This is a genomic window from Anaerovibrio sp. RM50, assembly GCF_000622005.1.
Taxonomy (GTDB): domain Bacteria; phylum Bacillota; class Negativicutes; order Selenomonadales; family Selenomonadaceae; genus Anaerovibrio.
This window is the reverse complement of sequence record NZ_KK211385.1, coordinates 1-17,787: the sequence shown is the minus strand read 5'-3', so window position 1 is coordinate 17,787 and position 17,787 is coordinate 1. Positions and strand designations below refer to the sequence as shown.

20 protein-coding genes are annotated in these 17,787 nt (G+C 39.6%); 8 read left to right on the top strand and 12 right to left on the bottom strand.

Annotation, left to right across the window (positions count from 1 at the left end; all coding sequences use genetic code 11):
- Positions 1-333, bottom strand: a 333-nt coding sequence (locus T525_RS0113710) for a GNAT family N-acetyltransferase (RefSeq protein WP_027407638.1), incomplete at its 3' end; no start/stop codon positions are given.
- A gap of 1,033 nt (positions 334-1,366) precedes the next feature.
- Here T525_RS0113710 and T525_RS0113700 point away from each other — a divergent pair.
- Positions 1,367-1,612, top strand: coding sequence for a hypothetical protein (locus T525_RS0113700; RefSeq protein WP_027407637.1), 246 nt, complete (start codon positions 1,367-1,369; stop codon positions 1,610-1,612).
- A 257-nt stretch (positions 1,613-1,869) separates the two neighbouring features.
- Here T525_RS0113700 and T525_RS15370 read toward each other — a convergent pair whose 3' ends face one another.
- Positions 1,870-2,388, bottom strand: coding sequence for a hypothetical protein (locus T525_RS15370; RefSeq protein ID WP_051533625.1), 519 nt, complete (start codon positions 2,386-2,388; stop codon positions 1,870-1,872).
- Between the two features lie 163 nt (positions 2,389-2,551).
- On the opposite strand from T525_RS15370, the gene T525_RS0113690 reads away from it, so the two are divergent.
- Both T525_RS0113690 and T525_RS0113685 read left to right on the top strand, forming a co-directional pair.
- Positions 2,552-3,313, top strand: a complete 762-nt coding sequence (locus T525_RS0113690) for a hypothetical protein (protein ID WP_027407636.1) — start codon at positions 2,552-2,554, stop codon at positions 3,311-3,313.
- Between the two features lie 117 nt (positions 3,314-3,430).
- On the top strand, positions 3,431-4,636 hold the full coding sequence (locus tag T525_RS0113685) for an IS256 family transposase (RefSeq protein WP_197019590.1): 1,206 nt from the start codon (positions 3,431-3,433) through the stop codon (positions 4,634-4,636).
- Between the two features lie 192 nt (positions 4,637-4,828).
- On the opposite strand, the gene T525_RS0113680 is transcribed toward T525_RS0113685, so the two are convergent.
- The 5 genes from T525_RS0113680 to T525_RS0113660 form a co-directional block, all read right to left on the bottom strand.
- Complete coding sequence (locus tag T525_RS0113680) at positions 4,829-5,188, bottom strand: hypothetical protein (RefSeq protein ID WP_027407635.1); 360 nt, start codon at positions 5,186-5,188, stop codon at positions 4,829-4,831.
- 24 nt (positions 5,189-5,212) lie between these two features.
- Complete coding sequence (locus T525_RS0113675) at positions 5,213-5,977, bottom strand: hypothetical protein (RefSeq protein WP_027407634.1); 765 nt, start codon at positions 5,975-5,977, stop codon at positions 5,213-5,215.
- Between the two features lie 7 nt (positions 5,978-5,984).
- Positions 5,985-6,596, bottom strand: a complete 612-nt coding sequence (locus T525_RS0113670; RefSeq protein ID WP_027407633.1) for a HEPN family nuclease — start codon at positions 6,594-6,596, stop codon at positions 5,985-5,987.
- A gap of 341 nt (positions 6,597-6,937) precedes the next feature.
- Positions 6,938-7,789 carry a hypothetical protein gene (locus T525_RS0113665; protein WP_027407632.1) on the bottom strand — a complete coding sequence of 284 codons (852 nt, stop codon included), beginning with the start codon at positions 7,787-7,789 and terminating at the stop codon, positions 6,938-6,940.
- A 104-nt stretch (positions 7,790-7,893) separates the two neighbouring features.
- Positions 7,894-8,820, bottom strand: a complete 927-nt coding sequence (locus tag T525_RS0113660; RefSeq protein ID WP_027407631.1) for a DUF4268 domain-containing protein — start codon at positions 8,818-8,820, stop codon at positions 7,894-7,896.
- Between the two features lie 194 nt (positions 8,821-9,014).
- Here T525_RS0113660 and T525_RS0113655 point away from each other — a divergent pair, with 194 nt between their 5' ends.
- A complete protein-coding gene (locus T525_RS0113655; RefSeq protein WP_027407630.1) occupies positions 9,015-9,359 on the top strand; it encodes a DUF2513 domain-containing protein in 345 nt (114 codons plus the stop codon).
- Positions 9,360-9,389: 30 nt separating this feature from the next.
- Here the strand turns inward: T525_RS0113655 and T525_RS0113650 are convergent, their stop codons facing one another.
- Genes T525_RS0113650 through T525_RS0113640 form a run of 3 tightly spaced genes read right to left on the bottom strand, consistent with a single transcriptional unit; the run spans position 9,390 to position 12,664 of the window.
- Positions 9,390-10,496 carry a DUF262 domain-containing protein gene (locus T525_RS0113650; RefSeq protein ID WP_027407629.1) on the bottom strand — a complete coding sequence of 369 codons (1,107 nt, stop codon included), beginning with the start codon at positions 10,494-10,496 and terminating at the stop codon, positions 9,390-9,392.
- A gap of 2 nt (positions 10,497-10,498) precedes the next feature.
- The gene (locus T525_RS0113645) at positions 10,499-11,575 is read right to left on the bottom strand and encodes an adenine-specific methyltransferase EcoRI family protein (protein WP_027407628.1); all 1,077 of its coding nucleotides are present in this window, start codon (positions 11,573-11,575) and stop codon (positions 10,499-10,501) included.
- A 6-nt stretch (positions 11,576-11,581) separates the two neighbouring features.
- Positions 11,582-12,664 carry an adenine-specific methyltransferase EcoRI family protein gene (locus tag T525_RS0113640; RefSeq protein ID WP_027407627.1) on the bottom strand — a complete coding sequence of 361 codons (1,083 nt, stop codon included), beginning with the start codon at positions 12,662-12,664 and terminating at the stop codon, positions 11,582-11,584.
- Between the two features lie 194 nt (positions 12,665-12,858).
- Here T525_RS0113640 and T525_RS0113635 point away from each other — a divergent pair, with 194 nt between their 5' ends.
- On the top strand, positions 12,859-13,422 hold the full coding sequence (locus tag T525_RS0113635) for a hypothetical protein (protein ID WP_027407626.1): 564 nt from the start codon (positions 12,859-12,861) through the stop codon (positions 13,420-13,422).
- Positions 13,423-13,465: 43 nt separating this feature from the next.
- Here the strand turns inward: T525_RS0113635 and T525_RS0113630 are convergent, their stop codons facing one another.
- A complete protein-coding gene (locus tag T525_RS0113630) occupies positions 13,466-13,912 on the bottom strand; it encodes an Lrp/AsnC family transcriptional regulator (RefSeq protein WP_027407625.1) in 447 nt (148 codons plus the stop codon).
- A gap of 60 nt (positions 13,913-13,972) precedes the next feature.
- Complete coding sequence (locus T525_RS15365; RefSeq protein ID WP_037325756.1) at positions 13,973-14,218, bottom strand: helix-turn-helix transcriptional regulator; 246 nt, start codon at positions 14,216-14,218, stop codon at positions 13,973-13,975.
- Between the two features lie 514 nt (positions 14,219-14,732).
- On the opposite strand from T525_RS15365, the gene T525_RS0113615 reads away from it, so the two are divergent.
- The 3 genes from T525_RS0113615 (at position 14,733) to T525_RS0113600 (ending at position 17,518) form a co-directional block, all read left to right on the top strand.
- Positions 14,733-14,927: a hypothetical protein gene (locus T525_RS0113615; protein WP_027407623.1), complete on the top strand. Its 195-nt coding sequence runs from the start codon at positions 14,733-14,735 to the stop codon at positions 14,925-14,927.
- A gap of 267 nt (positions 14,928-15,194) precedes the next feature.
- Positions 15,195-15,746, top strand: a complete 552-nt coding sequence (locus T525_RS0113610; protein WP_027407622.1) for a flavin reductase family protein — start codon at positions 15,195-15,197, stop codon at positions 15,744-15,746.
- Between the two features lie 1,385 nt (positions 15,747-17,131).
- Entirely contained in the window at positions 17,132-17,518 is a 387-nt protein-coding gene (locus tag T525_RS0113600; RefSeq protein ID WP_027407620.1) for a hypothetical protein, read from the top strand.
- Positions 17,519-17,787: the final 269 nt, after the last annotated feature.

Below are 17,787 nucleotides of genomic sequence, written 5' to 3'. Positions count from 1 at the left end.
TGCGTCCCTTGTAATTAAAACACCTCTCAGCCCTTTATATTCTGGCAATGCCTCGATATGTGATACCAAAGCCGTACCAAGTCCCATGTGCTGATATGCCTTATCAACAATTACATCACATAAATAATAGGTTGTAGCATAATCGCTGATAACCCTTGCAAAACCCACCAGCTTTTCCTCGGCATCAAGGTAGATCCCATAGCAAGCAGAATTACGCATAGATTTTTCAATGGTTTCAAGAGGACGATTCTCCGCCCAGTAAGTCATCTTTAAAAGCCTAACGACATCATTAATTTTCAAATTCTCTGCACCGTCGATAATTCTGTATTGCATAATATGACCTCGTTTTATAGCTATTTATTGGGGCTATATTGTTGAAAAAATTATAGCATGATGTTGCAGTTCTTACCAACGATTTTTCTTATGGGTGGGGCGTATGCCGTGGGGGCGGCTGCGCTCTCTTTTAAAGTCTGTGTGCAGCTGCGTCCACGGCTCTTGGGTGGGGTCGCGAAGCGCGGGCGGAGGGCGGGGTAGGCCCGTGAGGGATAGTTGGCTGGAGTGGACATCTTACTTTCGATAAATGTGCTTATCGGAACCATTGGCCCCCGGAGCATAGCCAGGCGTTCCGATAAGCTCTCCGGCGTTTATCGGAAGTAAAATGGCCCGCCTTATGAGGCTGGAGAATCCTTCCCCCATGGCAAAAGCAGATGCAGAGAAGGTGGCTCCTGCCCATACTCATAGCAGACACCTTGGAGCTGGCACCAAGAAACATGACTAAAATGTATCAGAGAATATCCCCCATTTTGTGGCTGTATTTTACGATACAATCATGTCATGTACAGCCAAAAGACAGAAAAATAAATTCCTATACAATGTGGTTTGGTATTCAGAAATATACATCCAAAATCCCTATACAATCTGGTATTAAATACTGAAATGTACAGAAGAATAGTGACGGGAAATGGGGCTGGAAATAAAACCTTATACATTAAAGTCATGTGTGGGCTTTTTCGTTCCCGGCTTCGTGGGACCGCGTGGGGGTCCCAAAGGAAGCCGCACGTTATGGCGTGGCTGTACTCTGGATGCGTACAAAAACTCAGATCACTTTAAATGGCTTCCGACTTTGGAGGAAGGCAACCATCTGCGGGGACAGAATGTGCCCGCTTTTCTTTTGGAGAAGATGAGAAACTAAAAACGGGGGTATGACTGCGCCCCTCTGGGGGGTAGTGATACCATCCGGGTACTGCACTTGGAGATGGGGCGGTGGCTGGAGTGCGCGGACTGGAGGGCAGCCCATCGGGCGGAACGGAAGGGAGCGACAGGACAGCGACCGCGTATACTGCCCCAGTAGTAGGCACTGGACAAAATGCCGACAGCTGTGTATGGGTTCTGCTTGCAGGTTCCATACGCTGCTGTTCGGGGCATCTATAAGAGACGTGGCTTTGGCGGTGACTGGAATGAAGTGGACAGCAGTGAAGCGGATGGGAACGGAAAGACAGTGACCGCCCTGCTGGCCCAGTCGCTGGCACTAAACAATATACCGATGATAGGGTATGCGCCAGCTTTCTTCCAATACTTTCAGGGCTTTTCATGGCGCTGCCGTAATCCGTGATGGAGGCGTGCCAGGTAAAGACCTGGGGCCAATGCCGCTGGGGTATACGCTATCATTCGGACTACCTTGGGGAGAAGGTGTTTCAGACGACGGAGTGTGGCTGGCCGCACGTATGGGAGGACAGTCACCGCAGGCGGCTCACTTCAATCAAGGCGCCAGTAGTGTATAAGAGTGTGGCGGCCTCCTTCGTACCCCTTGCATACGAAAAGCCCCAGCTTGCGCCGGGGCCTTGGTTTGTGATGGTTCTTCCGTTTTCGTTAAATGTAAGTATTACCGAAATCGTGACTAAACGTTTCTTCACCACTTGCAGGTACATAGACAGTTCCTACAACACTTTTATATACATTAGCAAACGTAATTGCATAATAATCTTTGCTTGTATAGTGAGTATATTTATATAAAACATCCCATTGGGCCATTAATGGTCTTTGATCAGAAAAGTTTCTAGTAGTTTTCCTTGAAACAACATATATAATGTACTGACCTTCTGGCAAATTTCTAATTTTATAATGCCCATATCCATCTGCTTCAGCATAATATGCTCCATCAGTGCTTACAAACCCTTTTAAAAATTTATCTTCTTCCGTTTTATCGGCAAATAAATCAGATGCTCTCTTATCTTCTTTATACATATAAATTCCTGCCCCTACATCTGGTTTTGTACCGATAAAATTATTATATTGCCATGTTATATTCCCCTCTACATCTCCAGCACAAGCTACAGCACTAATCAATAAACATAGTAAAAATAAAATACATGATATTTTTTTCTTCATAATATCCTCCATCCTTTCAACTTGATAATTGTAAAACACTATCCCCCTTGTTAATTTTATTTCCCTTAGTCTAAATTAACTTATTCTACATTTATTTTTTATTTCCTGCATTTTTTTAGGAATGATATAATATTTAAAAAACCATTTAACGAGGTGACACAATATGTATCATCTATTCCATATCAACATTTACAGTTTTTTAGGATTATTTCTCCTAACCATCATATCTATATCTATTTCCGGCTGCGAAACCAAGGCAGATATAGAGGCCAGGGAACAAGAGCAGCGGTATAGTTTTATTAATAGGTCTATTGAGGGGTATCAAAAAGGGATAGCGATATTCCATGAGATGGATTTTGCCCATCCCGACCAGCAGAAATCCAAGGAAGCATCCCTAGCATTTTTTGGCGGTACACCGGATCACGTCAGAATGAGTGAACGGACTGACTGTGCTTCTACTATTGCTAATGTCTGCCCAGGTGCTGAAACTTTGTATTATACAGCTAATTGTCTGGAAATAATTGCTGAATGGGGCGGCATCGAGAAAGGTATCACTGTAAAAAATAGTATGCTGCTTCACTATGCGGGCCTTATCCCTGAAAATTACAATGGGCCATTAAAGAAGAAGGTCCTGACACTACGAAGTCAGATTTTAGACATTAATGAAAATGTTGTAAAACCTAAAAAAGCCGCCCAGGAAGCCCGTCATAAACAGCTTCAAGCTGAATATAATCGGACCTATTCTGAGCGGGTGGCTAAGATGAGTGGCAATGACCCTTATTATGATGAGGAATATTATACAGCAGGTAACTATAGGGAAGAATATGATGATGATGGTTATCATGTAGATAGGCAAGAAGCCAGAGAACACCATCGCCAGTCCGGGGGCGGAACGCGTCGTTGGCGAGGAGGAGAGAGAGTGTGAAAGTTTTTCTGTAAATAACATAATTAGTAATCTGCAAGGTCTTCTATGGTAAAATAAAATCATAGGAGGCCTTTTGTTATGGCAAGAAAATCTTCAAAACCAGTACACCATGTACAAATGACAGACGGTAAGCGCCAAATTATTCAGCAATTATTGACCGAATATGACATCAATTCTGCTGAAGACATTCAGGAAGCTCTGAAGGATCTTCTCGGCGGCACCATCAAAGAGATGATGGAAGCTGAAATGGATGAACATTTGGGCTATGAGAAATCCGAACGCTCATCAAATGATGACAGCCGCAATGGTTACAAGAAAAAGACGGTAAACAGCAGTTATGGTTCATTTTCTATTGATGTACCACAGGACCGCAAATCTACCTTTGAGCCTCAGGTTGTAAAGAAACGCCAGAAAGATATTTCTGACATAGACCATAAGATAATATCTATGTATGCCAAGGGAATGACTACCAGACAGATTTCCGAAACCATCGAAGACATCTATGGTTTTGACGTATCAGAGGGCTTCATATCCGATGTGACGGATAAAATTCTTCCGGAAATCCATGACTGGCAGAATAGACCTTTGGATTCGTTATATCCTGTAGTTTTCGTTGATGCCATTCATTATTCCGTAAAAGATAACGGCATAATTCGTAAAATGGCTGCCTATGTCATTCTCGCCATAAATAAAGATGGTATCAAGGAAGTGCTGGGCCTCTATATTGGTGAAAATGAAAGTGCGAAATACTGGCTTGGACTGTTTAATGAACTTAAAAACCGAGGCCTCAAAGATATTCTTGTACTATGTGCTGACGGCCTTACAGGCATGAAAGAAGCTGTTACAGCCGCATTTCCTAAAACGGAGTACCAGCGCTGCATCGTTCATCAGGTCCGTAATACCCTAAAATATGTGGCGGATAAAGATCGCAAGGAATTTGCTACTGACCTGAAAAGTATTTACCAGGCCGTCACCGAGCAGCAGGCCAAGGCTAACAGGGATAAAGTCAGTCAAAAATGGCATGAAAAATACCCTAACGCCATGAAAAGCTGGACGACTAACTGGGATGTTATTACGCCAATATTTAAGTTTTCTGCAGCGGTCAGAAAGGTCATATATACCACCAATGCCATTGAAAGTCTTAATTCCAGCTATAGACGCCTAAATCGTCAACGAAGCGTGTTCCCGGATTCTCAGGCCCTAATGAAGGCACTATATCTGGCAACGACTGAGGCCACCAAAAAGTGGACTATGCCAATCCGTAATTGGGGCCGAGTATATGGTGAATTCAGCATAATGTATGAAGACCGGATAAACTACTAATTTTTCAGCAAAATAAAAAAGCTGAGGTTATTGTTACCTGCGGTAATACGGCCCCAGCTGTTTGCAGTGCACTAGCTCACACGTAGCTTTACAATGAGTATCTGATTGGACTACGCATTAAATTTATATTATTTTCAACCATAGAAGATCTTATTTACAGAGATTTTTTCATACTCTCGGAGGAGAGTGATTTTACCTTGCAAATATTTTAACTTTTTGAGCTTTTTTTAAACATCTTTGTAACTCAGCAATATTTATTTTGATAGTATCAAACTCATCGAAATCGTCTGCATATATTTCCTCACTAGCATGGTAAAGTATATTTTCATTTTCATCATAAAAATTTATTTTTATGTTTACTTTATCTGCTCCTTTTTTTACTATTTTATTCCCATTTATGGTAGATAGCTCCATAAAACAAGTAGGATAACAACCAGATATATCCAGTGCGATAGTATAACTATCTAATTTCAAATTATATTTTGCAAATGTATATTCAAGTATCTCTGTATTCTTTTTCAATTCCTCTACATGATCATCTATTTTACTCATTTTTCTCCCCCTCAGTAACAGTATTTAGCTTACCTGTAATGTAATTTTTTTTAAAAGATTATCGACATTATTTATAAATATATCATTTAATTCTTCATTGGTTTTATGCCTTAACTCGCTACATGATAATGGAGCCATAGCTTCTGTTTTTACTTTCCTAAATTCCACTCGGTTAGAATATAAAAATTCTGCCGCTCTATTTAATTCAATGTAGGTTGCCCACTGATTATCCTTATTAAATCTGATTTCATTGTATGTTCTATTCCAGTCCAGATTAAAATATCTGGACAATATTTTTTTACAAATAAATTTGTGCCAGCAACTACACCCGCCTTCACTTGTATCAATTCTTACCAGCTTTTCCCCAGGATGATTTCCATCGCAGGAACCATGAGTATTAATACCACATGCGGATATTGCTTTAATATATCTGGCTACAAATGGCTCCAGTATACTCACTGGTACTTTAAAGCCATGTTGTCTATTCCTGAACATTTCCCAGTCATACGCATTTCCTACTGCTTCACAGCCTCCAACATCTTCTCGATTAAATATATTTTCAATTTTATCCGGATTACTGATTATTATTTTATTACCCTCGATTTGGCCGATGTTATATTTCAAAAATATTCTTTCAAGATATTTTTTATCCAGTTCATGTGAATTATCACTTAAAACAAACCTTTTATCATCCAACAAGAACCCTCTGGCCATTAATACTTCATAAGTATATTCTTCTTCGCTGGTACTTTTTTGTTTTATATAGTCAAAAAATTTTTCCATGCCCATTTCGCCACTACCCGTTTACATTTATAAGATAATCACATATCTCCATAACTACATCTTCTAAATCTGTAACATCGATTTTCAGAGAAAAATACTCCCGCGGTTTTTTTGAATTTGGAGGTCTTTGATCCTTAAATATAATAGCGACAATTTGATTTGTACCACTTATTTTTCCTGATATAGGCTCAATCATTATTCTAAAATGCGCTAACGAATTTCTAATATGGTTAATTATTGCCAATGGTGATTTTTCATCGGCTCCATAGGGTTCAGTTAGATATGAATATTTATAAAAGCCTTCTTTTTCAGCCTTTTCAATACATTTATGTAAAATGGGAAACTCTTTTTTTAAATCTCGCTCAAATTTAGGAATGTGATCAAAAACATTTTCCTCCGGAAAAACCAATAATCCAACTAACGAGTTTAAAAGGTCAGTAACCTCATAATATTCCGAAATATCAAATTGTTTATTTGCCATTTCTCTTTCAATACTGCCAACTTTCATCTTTGCCTTGCTTCTTGCATCCTCTGTCCTGGCATATCGTTCTTGCTGGCGATAGTAATTTAGCTTGGTTCTATAAGCAAATTCTTTTACAAAATGAATATTTTGAAATTCACTCATGTTCTAATCTCCTTGTATTTTTGTTTTCCCACCTCTAAAAAAGGATGTTTTACCTATTCTATATTGGAGTATAACATTCCTGCTAAATTGAATTATAATAGCCTAGGCTTATTCGACAGGGATATTAATAATTTATACTCTGCCGTCCGGGGCACCTCGCAGAGTCGGTGTTTCAGACGCTGGAGTGTGGCTGACCGCACGTATGGGAGGTCTGATACTGTAAGCGGCTCACTTCAATCAAGGCACCAGTAGTGGATTGGGGTGTGGTGGCCTCCTTCGTACCCCTTACATACGAAAAGCCCCAGCTTTCGCCGGGGCCTCATTTGACTTTCTTTTACTCATTAATATTTATTCAATTCCCATTTCTTATCCAGTTCCTCCATAGTTTCCCTAACACTCTCCGAACCTGTCATTTCATACAATATGGAAAAGAAATAATTTGCCGATTCATAAGTTTCATTCCTATCGTCAATGGCATCTTTGCCCAGCTTAAGAACAAAATCAACTATCTTGCTGTTATAGGCCAGAGGTACATTATACTGTATTGAATACTTCTCCATTTCCTCCAAGGAAGGCGGTTCAGCTTTTTTCTGTATTGCGATCATAATCTGTTCACTATCGGATAGAAATTTTCTATCTCCATCCCCCAAATCTGAACATAAATGGTAATATCCAAAAGCTGCAGCATAGGCTTCCTTCTGGTAAGTATACCAACCGAAATAATAATAGCAATTTCCAATATCTTTCATGTGAAACGCCCATTTCAAGGCCTTAGAGGCATATTTGCGGACATCCTCAGCATCTCCGTACATCACTGACCAATCAGCCAATTTCAGATATATTTCCGGATGAACAGGGTTCCAACGCAAGGCTGCACGCAGGGCCTTTTTTGATTCTTCCTTATGCTCCAGGCCCAGAAGTGCAGAGCCATAAGCCAAATACAAGTCAGAAATTGGCTGCTCTATATTGCAAATTTCCTTCTCTGGCTTTGCAAATTCCTCATAAAGAAGCTCCTCCAATTTTTCATGGAAGGAATAGTATTCCGTATTTTCATCGTCCTTGTATGTATTGGATTTCTCAAATTTTGCCACCAGCTTCTCAACTACTGGCAGGGCCTTTTCAAATTGATTATTATCTACATATTTCATGGCTTTTTTCAGAGCCTTTTTATTTATCAGCAATGCATTTTCCATCAGATTATTCCTCCACTACTTTGCTTGTGAACATCATAATTATAGTCTATTTGCGGGGAGGAAAAAGCCCTGGCATATTTTATGGGCCAAGGCTTAGGCAGTTTTTAAATATACTTTTTAAACACTTTCTTCATTTTCAACATAACAACAATAATCCATTCAAATTGCTCATTCAATTGTGTACTATCATCAAAATCAACATTTTTCTTTATAAGAATACGGCTGGCTTTTCTGTTTGGCAACTCCAACCATTCTAATTTCATGTCCATTTCTCGCTCAATTTTTTCCTTATTTCCATAAAGCGTAGAAAATATTGACTTATCATCATTTATATAAAATTCCACATTCAACTCATTCCTTTTTCGTAGTTGATTGACAGCAAGATGATACGCAGATGATCCAATAGTGAAATCCATCCAATGGTCAGTAGATGGTTTCGTGCGATTAAAATTATTTGAAAACTCAGCATTTTGAAAAACGTATTCCTGAAATGCCACCCAGTAGTCATAACGCTTTTGTTTAGTAGGGTTTAATGCGTCATTTTTCTTAATTTCTTTCGCCCAATCATTAGGCTTTTCTATAACTTCAAATTTTACCGCAGGATTAGAATTGCCAATCCGATATAGCTTTATCTCACACAGGAAAAAACCAATATTTTCATCAGTATGATTATTAAGCCACTCTATAGCAGCCTTATGTTTTTCATGGGCCCTCTTAACAAGCCAAACAACCACCTCCGCAGATTTACCAGAAGCATAAGTAATTAATTTGCCTAAATGATCATGGTCTGTATCCCCCAACTGGTTTTCAATAACAATCTTCCGATCAGTCCCTGTTTCAGTTGCAAATATATCAACACTAAAATCACCTACTGGCGACTCGGTATCATCAACAGTAATATCAATTCCCAACGCATCAGAAAGCAGGGCAATATTATCGTCCTGAGCCAACCATGGGGTAAAATCAAGAGCCTCATGCGGCCATACTGTACGCAAATCTTTTATTTCTTCAAGTGTGCTTAATTCTGGCATAAGTTTACCCTCCAATTATTGTACTGGTATCTAATATTGCTATTCTATATTTGGGTAATTCTTTCCTGCAAAATATATCTAAGAACTTACTATATAGCTGGAACCTAATAAGTATAAAGCCTAAAATACAGGATGGGACTTGGTTTGTGTATGTACTCTTTTGTTGATATAATCATTTTGAGGAGGCTGATTATATGCGCTTAAATCACGATTTAATACGTACTCTATTATTATTTATTGAGGAAATATCCGATGGGCAGAACAATTTTCTCATAGAAAGTATTCCATCAGAATTTCCGGCTGAAGAACCAATAGCTGTAACTTACCACATAAAATACTTACGTGATGCTGGTCTTATTGAAGCAATCCGCGGATATATCATTGATATTACTCCCCAGGGGCGGGAATATCTTGATAGTATTCGTGATGATTCTATTTGGAATAACACTAAGGAAAAAATCAAACCTTTTGGCAATGTTGCCTTAGATATCATTTCATCTGTAGCTAAATCATATTTATTATCAAAATTAGGCATATAAAAAGCAGGGGCACCCCTGCTTTTTTACTTTTTATTTATTAGACTTCTTCAGATTACAGTCACGACAAAGCATTTGGCAGTTTTCCTTTACAGTTTTACCACCCTTGCTCCATGGCTTTATATGATCTGCCTGCATATCATCAAACTCGAATATTTCCCCACAAGTAGCGCATTTATGCCCTTGGGCTTCATAGGCTGCCAACGCATCCCGGCGGTCAAATGCCCGAATTGACAAACATTTTTCTTTGCCAGTAAGCAAATACTCGTAGATACCAGATTTTTTGGTAACATCCTCGTCCCCCAGCAGACGCTGTATTTCCTTTTCCAGAGCTTTTGGATCAAGGTCGGTACGCTTACCATGTTCATTGAAGAAAAGTCCCCACGGCAACCCCTTCATTTCCTTGCGTTTCTTTGGGAAAATGGCCTGAACCCAGTCAATTACAGACCTAAAATAATTCCATAATTGTATAGCTGATGGGTCGTGCTGGTGCTCACCCATATATTGATTTATGGTCTTATCCTCTGCACTGGCCGCCCACAAAATAGCTGTTTCCAAATACTCCTGACGAATAGAGGAGCCTTTTAAATAATCCCCCGCCAACTGATTGGCCGGACATCCAGTTTTGGAAAAATATTTTTTGGCACTGCCAGTCCAGGTCCCCGCATATACTGCATTTCTCAATTCTTGGTCGGTGAGTTGTTCACCGGCTATATTTATAATTTTGAACCAGTCCAGCTTTTCGCTTTCGGTTCCATCACAAATATACACAAATAAAGGATATTCAAGTATAGCTTTCTGTTTGTCCTCTGGTAAATTGTGGAAGTAATAATTATCCACCGAAAAAGAACCTTCAATATATTCGCAAAGTGAAAGTGTGCGCTGCTGACCATCCAGCACTTCATAACCCTCCGAACCATCATCCAAAGTTATCTTGCACCAGTAGATTACATTCAGTGGAAGTCCCTTCAGCACTGTACGAATAACCTCATCACGCTGGTTATCTTTGTAGACAAATTCCCTTTGATACTTCGGACGAATATTCAGCAGTTCGTGATAGCCCACAACACCTTCTTCATCATCATTGAAATAACCATCATACACTTCTTCGACTGTAATTCTCTTTTCTTGAATATCCATAATTAGTGCTCCTTTGCTGGCTCTGGGTGTTTATTGCGAATAACTATTCGAGCATATTTTCGTACACCATTTATATAGAATCTTTGTGGATTTGGTTTATTTTTTCCGTTTATATTTATAGGACCTGCCAAGCTATAATCAGCGCCTATAATCTCAAACTGATCAGGACTATATTTACCCAAAAAAGTAATTGGAACTCCCATTGCCCCTTTAAAATCACATGGAATATCAGCTGTCTTTGATACCTCTATAGCATCATAATTATCATATTTAGGATAATCTTCTGAATTATAGCGTTTAGCTAATATCATTTCTTCATGGCGTTTATTAAAATCAAGATTCGTTAACCATAAGCAATTATTAGTTGCGACAATACGCTCACCTTTTTCATTAATTGAAGCCTCTGTACCATATAATTCATAGGACGCAGGAACAATAAATCCTGAAATCCACCGCCCCATACCATTACCAAGCCATATTTCATCATTCATTATCAAAGGAAATATTTCCTTATATGTTATGGCATTAATATTTCCTATAATCAAAAACTGTTTTTTATGCTTCATCAGGGTAGCCACATATTTTCTAAAAAGCGAGAACGGTGGATTAGTAACCACTATATCCGACTCATCCATCAGTTTTAGACATTCTGGAGAAGCAAAATCGCCATTCCCCTCTAATTCTGTAAGTTTATTTTCCCCAGATTTAAAAAGTTCTTTTATATCTTCCATATCTAGGGCGCCATCACCGGTTTTATCATATACTGTAGTAATTATCGCTTTATATGGTTTATTTCCATCCTCAGTATCCACCACATCAAATAGTGATAGCTGACTATTTGCGATTGGAGAGCCAGTATAACAAGTACATATCAACTTTTTTAATCCTAGCTTGTTGAAGTTAAGTACGAAATACTTAAAGAAATTACTTTCAAATGGGTCATCACAGTTGCAGAAAACAGTTTTATCCTTAAAATGCTTACGATAATATCGTAATTCTCTTTCTATGTCTGCTAATTGAGTATAAAATTCATCTTTCGAGGCAGCCTTTGCCCCCAATAAAAATTTCTGGCGTGCCATGTTTTTTTATTTCTCCTTGTTTATTTCTGGGTGTTTGTTTCTAATTATTATTCTTGCAAACGGTTTATGTAACTTTCCATCTATTCCCCTATATATAGGATTTCCCCGCCTAAATGATTTATTCTCTTTAAATAATGCCGCACATTCTTCCTCGGTTAAATTACTACTAAAGCCAATTTCCTGTCCTAGTGAGCTTTCTGCTAAACCAATTATTTCAAACTGTGAGGGATTATATGTTTCAAGAAATCCATCTGGGACTCCCATTTTACCAGGATAATCATACGGAATATTAGCGACTTTATTAACATCAATCGCATCATAATTTATATATTTAGGATAATCTTCAGAACAATATTTCTTTACTAAAATCATTTCTTCATGACGTTTTTTTATATCTAAGTTAGTATACCATAGAACGTTACCAAATTTTTTTATTGTACCATCTGGTATAATAAATTCTTTCACATGATTATAACCTAACCAAACTTTTCCCTCACGTAAAAGTGGAAAAATTTCTTTATAATGGGCTGCATTTTGATTTCCAATTATAATAAAACTTTTCTTACGACTAATAAGAGTGGCCATATATTTTCTAAATAAAGAAAACGGAGGATTCGTAACCACTATATCAGCTTCATCCATCAAGGCCAGACATTCTGGAGAAGAAAAGTCGCCGTCACCTTCTAATTCGGTGAGCTCATTCTCGCCAGACCTGAAAAGCTCTTTTATATCTTCCATGTCCAGCATCCCATCACCGGTTTTATCATAAACTGTTGTAATAATAGCCTTATATGGCTTATTTTCTTCCCCTAGCTCTATAACGTCAAACAATGAAAGCTGTTGATTAGCTATGGGGGAACCGGCATAACAGGTACATATCAGCTTTTTCAACCCAAGCTTGTTGAAGTTAAGTACAAAAAACTTAAAAAAGTTACTCTCAAATGGATCATCACAATTACAGAAAACAGTCTTACTTTTAAAGTGTTTGCGATAATACCGCATTTCTTTCTCTATATCCGATAACTGTGTATAAAATTCATCTTGCTTTGCTTTTGCTGCTGCATTTAAAGCGGTATTTTTGCTGGCCATTTACATTCCACCTATTTTATATATATTTCATACGTTAAAACATACATAAATTTTTATTCGCCAAAACAATCATTTTATCCTGCTTTTATTTTCTGATAATCTCCCCATGTTCCATTGAACCCAAACATAAATTCTGTTATAATATCCATATAGCAAACACACATTCTATATTGTATCAGAAAGGAGCATTCATCATGGTTCTCTACCGCCCCCGGGCCAAGGATTACGCCCATGCCATGCGCAATTTAAAGATTTTCGACAATCCCCATGATATGGGCAAATACCTGATACATTTCCACAACCTCTACAATCTTATAGAAGATCCAAACAGTCCAATGCTTATTACTGCCGACATGGAGGAAAAGGCCGACCACAGAAACGGCTGGCTCCATTCCCATTATGTTATGCTGGGGAATGTTCCCCTTGGCATATTTGATGTGGAGACCCTGCGCTGCGTGAAAAAGCCAAAGCTTGAAATTGAGGAAGATGGCAGCGGCGGCCTTAAATGCCAGTTTGAAATTCTGGACGAGGGATATATCTTCTTTCTTGGGGCCGACCAGTGGTATGGCCACACCACCATGCTTGGCTACAAACGCTCAAATATGTCCTCCCCTTACGCCAGAGTAGATGATATTGCCGTAAATCCTGATGCCTTTACCCAGGCCCTGGAACATTTTATTGCAGATCGGGCCATCAAAATTGTCCAGGGGCGGATGAAGCAGCAGGAGCTAAATGAACAGAAACGGAAACGGGCATAAGCCCAGCAAAAATGCGCACCCTTCAAAAGAGTGCGCAATTTTTTTAATCTGCCAGCTGTATGCTTGGCTTCTCCATTACCGTTGAAAGGACTATTGATACATTGGTCTTTATTGCCCCTTTTTCTTTAATCCTCAATATAATTTCTTCGAGTTTCTTGGTGTTCTCGGTAAATATCTTCATGCAGTAATCAAAAGGCCCAGTCACCCCAAAGCACTCCTTGACGTCCTTTTCTTCGCTGATTGTATTAATAAAATCATGCTCCTTTTCCGGATCTGAGAAGCTGGCAAACATCAAAGCCTCCACTCCCCTTTTCACCATTTCAGGATTAATAATTGCTGTATACTGCTTAATAACCCCGCTTTTCTCCAGTTTTCTTACCCGCTCACTTACCGCCGGCATTGAAAGAGAAACCTTAGAACTCATTTCCGAAATTGTTGCCCTGGCATTCGCCTGAAGCATATTAATAATCATCTTGTCAATGTCATCCATAAATATTACCCACTTTCAATATTATAGGGAGATGCCCCACGGCACCTCCCTTATTTTTTATTAAATTGTGCCCCGTGCCTTCAAAATCATTAAATATAATTCATAATCAAAGCTTTCATCCAACAGCACTTCAAAGGGCACTTTGAAATGATGTGCTAAATTGTATAAGTGCTCGCCCCACGGCTCTGCCTGCCCTGCCTCCCAAGAGATATAAACATCCTCGTTTATATCCAGAGCCGTCGCAATATCCGCAGTGGTTTCTTTTTTAATCAGTCGAAGCCTCTTAAGGTTTCGTGCAAATTCCATAATCAAACAACTCCATTTGTCTTTCAGTTTATCATCCTTAAAAAACTGAATGTCACGGTCGTGTATTATGGAAAGATGTTTTAATGAACATACACATTATATTCCCTCCCCTGGCCTAAAGGCCTATGTTTTTTGCACAGTTTTTATTATACCAATTTAACTTATGATGTCTATGGTCTATTTCACATACATATTATAACATTATTGATATACTAAAATTATTTTTGTAACAGTTTGATGAATATACCAAACAAATTTCCAAAACCCACACCAAAAATTACCCATTCCTAAAATATTAAAGGTAAAATTAACGGAAAAAATTTTGCCAATTTCAAAAAAATCCCTTGAAATAAGGGATTTATCCAACAAATGGCAAATATTGAAGTCATATTTGATATAATCTTCAGCTACTGAAAATAAAATAATAACATTTTTTGTAATACATTTCTCCCCAGTCCGTATGTAAGGACAGAAAACAACAAGGGCACAGCCCATAAAGAAGGGAGATATTATCATGACTAAGAAATTTGAACTCAACGAAATGGAATTAAATCAGGTAGCCGGTGGCCGTCCACGCATTCGCATTCATGGCCCACGTCGTAAGCCTTTCCAGATCATCCGCGATATTATTGATATAGTAAAGGATATCACGAGTCCTAAGAAGGATACTCCACAGCAGGATCCACAGGGACCAAAAAAGGCTGCATAAAAAAATAACAGTCCTTTCTTCTAAGTGGATTTAGAGGAATTAATATATCGCCCATCTCCTTCTTACTGCTTGCTTCCCCCTCTCCATGAAGCAGGCAGGGGATATAACATAGACAAACGTCTTCCAAAAGCACTGTCCCGGCGAAAGCTGGGACAGTGTTTTTTTCTCTGTGTAAAAATTGCATTGACAAATATGACGGTAAATATTTTAGAATAAAGTATCAAGGCAGTTTCTGTATATTGTTCTATTATGCAGGAGGAATAAGATATGCAAGAAGGAAGAATTGAGAGAGCATTTACCTATTTTGAGTCGGGGGCCGTCCTGCTTGTCACCACCAATGACGGAACCAAAGACAACGTGATGACAATTTCATGGCAGATGGTACTTGATTTTGTACCGCATATTGCCATTTCTACAGGAGACTGGAACGAGTCTTTCCAGACTATATTGGATAAAAAAGAGTGCTGTCTTTGTGTCCCAACCTTCGATATGCTTGAAAAAGTCGTTCAGATCGGGACGAGTCACGGATCTGAATGTGACAAATTTGAACGCTTTTCGTTGCCCAAGGCAAAGGCAAAGATAAATAAAGCACCTTTAATTCCCGATTGTCTTGCCGTTTTGGAATGCAAACTTGAAGATTACGTTGAAGAACATGGCATCCTGATATTCAAAGGCCTCCTGCTATGGGAAAATACGAAGAAAAAAGAGCAGCGAGTCATCCACGCAAACGGAGACGGAACCTTTTTTGCTGATGGCGAGTTTAGGAATATGAGGAAGGAAATGGGCCAATGGGTGCCAAAGGGCTCTGAACGACTGTGAGATAAAGACATTTTTTATTGGAATTGGATCTAAGGAAGCCACCCACAAAACATAGCCCCGTTTTCAGGACTTCGGCAGACACTGTCTGCCTACGTTCCCCTGAAAGCGGGGCTTTACTTATGACTTACTGGGTGCCTTGATTGAAGTGAGCCGCCTGCGGTGCCAGACCTCCCATACGTGCGGTCAGTCACCTTCGACGTCTTGTATACCCCGACTATAAGAGATGCCCTGAATGATAGCGTATACCCCAGCAGCTTCTGCCCCATATCTTTGGATAGCTGGCGCATACCCTATCATCGGAAAAGGGCCAGTGCCAACTACATGATCCGAAAGGCGGTCACTGTCTTTCCGTTCCCATCCGCTTCGCTGCTGTCCACTTCATTCCAGCCACCGCCACCCCCTCAACTCTTAGAGCTGCCCTTGATGGCAGAGTATGGCCATTAGATGCCACATTCCCCCACGCACCCCATAGAAGCCACGTACTCCTTGCACATTCCCTTCAGGGCTTCCACCAAGCCCTGCGAATGTGGGAGAGGGCCATACACTGCCACAGTATGGAGCTGTCAGCTACTATAAGTTTTGTATGGGGTCACTGTCATTGGCTCCCTTCCGCTGCGGCCTTCGTTCTCCGCTACAGTCCGCCAATTCCAGTCACCCCTTCCCGACTCGAAGTGTCGTTGCCGGAGGGTATCACTACGCCATAAATGGCGCAGTCATACCCCCGTTTTTAGTTTCTCATCTTTTCCAAGAGAGTAGCGGAAGGTATGGCCATGGCAAGCCATAGCCACACCCTCCGCTGATGGTTGCCTTCCGCCAGGAGCGGAAGCCATTTAAAGATGACTCGACTCTTAGTGTAGTGCTATGAGTATGGCAGGGGACCCTGATGGAGCATCCAGCCGTGTTACGCCATTAAACCGACACTCCCCCTGTATGCTCTTGGATTTGTCCCCAGCTCATAAGCCGTGACTGGTGAGCGTCCGATAAGTTCCTTACGACTATCGGAAGTAAAACCAGACCCACAATGACCGCCACCCTCTTTTACTGTCCGATAGTCAAACTTATCGAAAGCTGACCAGTCTTTCGCAGCCACTCTCCCTTGCGGGACCCCACCCACCAGCCGGGGCCGCGCTGCACACAGACATAAAAAGAGAGCGCAGCCGCCCCCTGGCATACGCCCCGCCCAAAATATAGGCAATAATACTCAAATCAATAATCTATGAAACAGTACGCTCTAAAAGACTGATTTATGTATTAAATATCAGCAGTTATGTTTCAAATATCTACATTAATTTTTTCTTTACATATCCTTATATTTGTGTAAAATGGGTATATAGTTCTTTTGTACTAACATGAAGTTGTAGTTTTTGCTTACTAGGAGGAAAAAAATGAAAAAGATTACAGTATTGTTGTTTATGCTTTTAATGGTTGCTTCTACTGCTTTTGCATCTTCCCAGAGTGACAGGTGGGCCAGCATTAATGTCCTTGATAAAGGTTTCGCATTATATTATGACAAAGATACAATTAACTATGACTCAGATAGTCACATGCTTTCTTCTTGGGTAAGAATAGATATCTCAGAAGAAGCAAGGGGAAAGTATAAAAAAGAAAATAAGGATATTGCCAAGGAACTCCATAAAGTAATCTTTAACACCAAAGATAACACCGTAACTATTGATTCTGAGTATTACGGAGCCTGTGAAAAAATCTCTGTAAATAGAGTCTTCTATGGCAATAAAAACTATATATTTCATAATTTTGCTGGAATTGGTTGAAACCGGTTCCAGCATTTTTCTTAGCTGTAATTTTAGACAACTCAACAAACTGAGGACTGGCTCCAGGCCTCAATTTTAATAAAGCTGTAACAAGAAATAGCCTAATATTCAAGCCGATCTTCATACATAATGCTTAATTCGCCGTATACACGGCCCCAATTACGAATCGGCATAGTCCATTTTTTAGTGGCTTCCAAAGTAGCAAGATACAGTGCCTTCATCAAGGCCTGTGAATCCGGGAAAACGCTACGCTGGCGGTTAAGACGCCT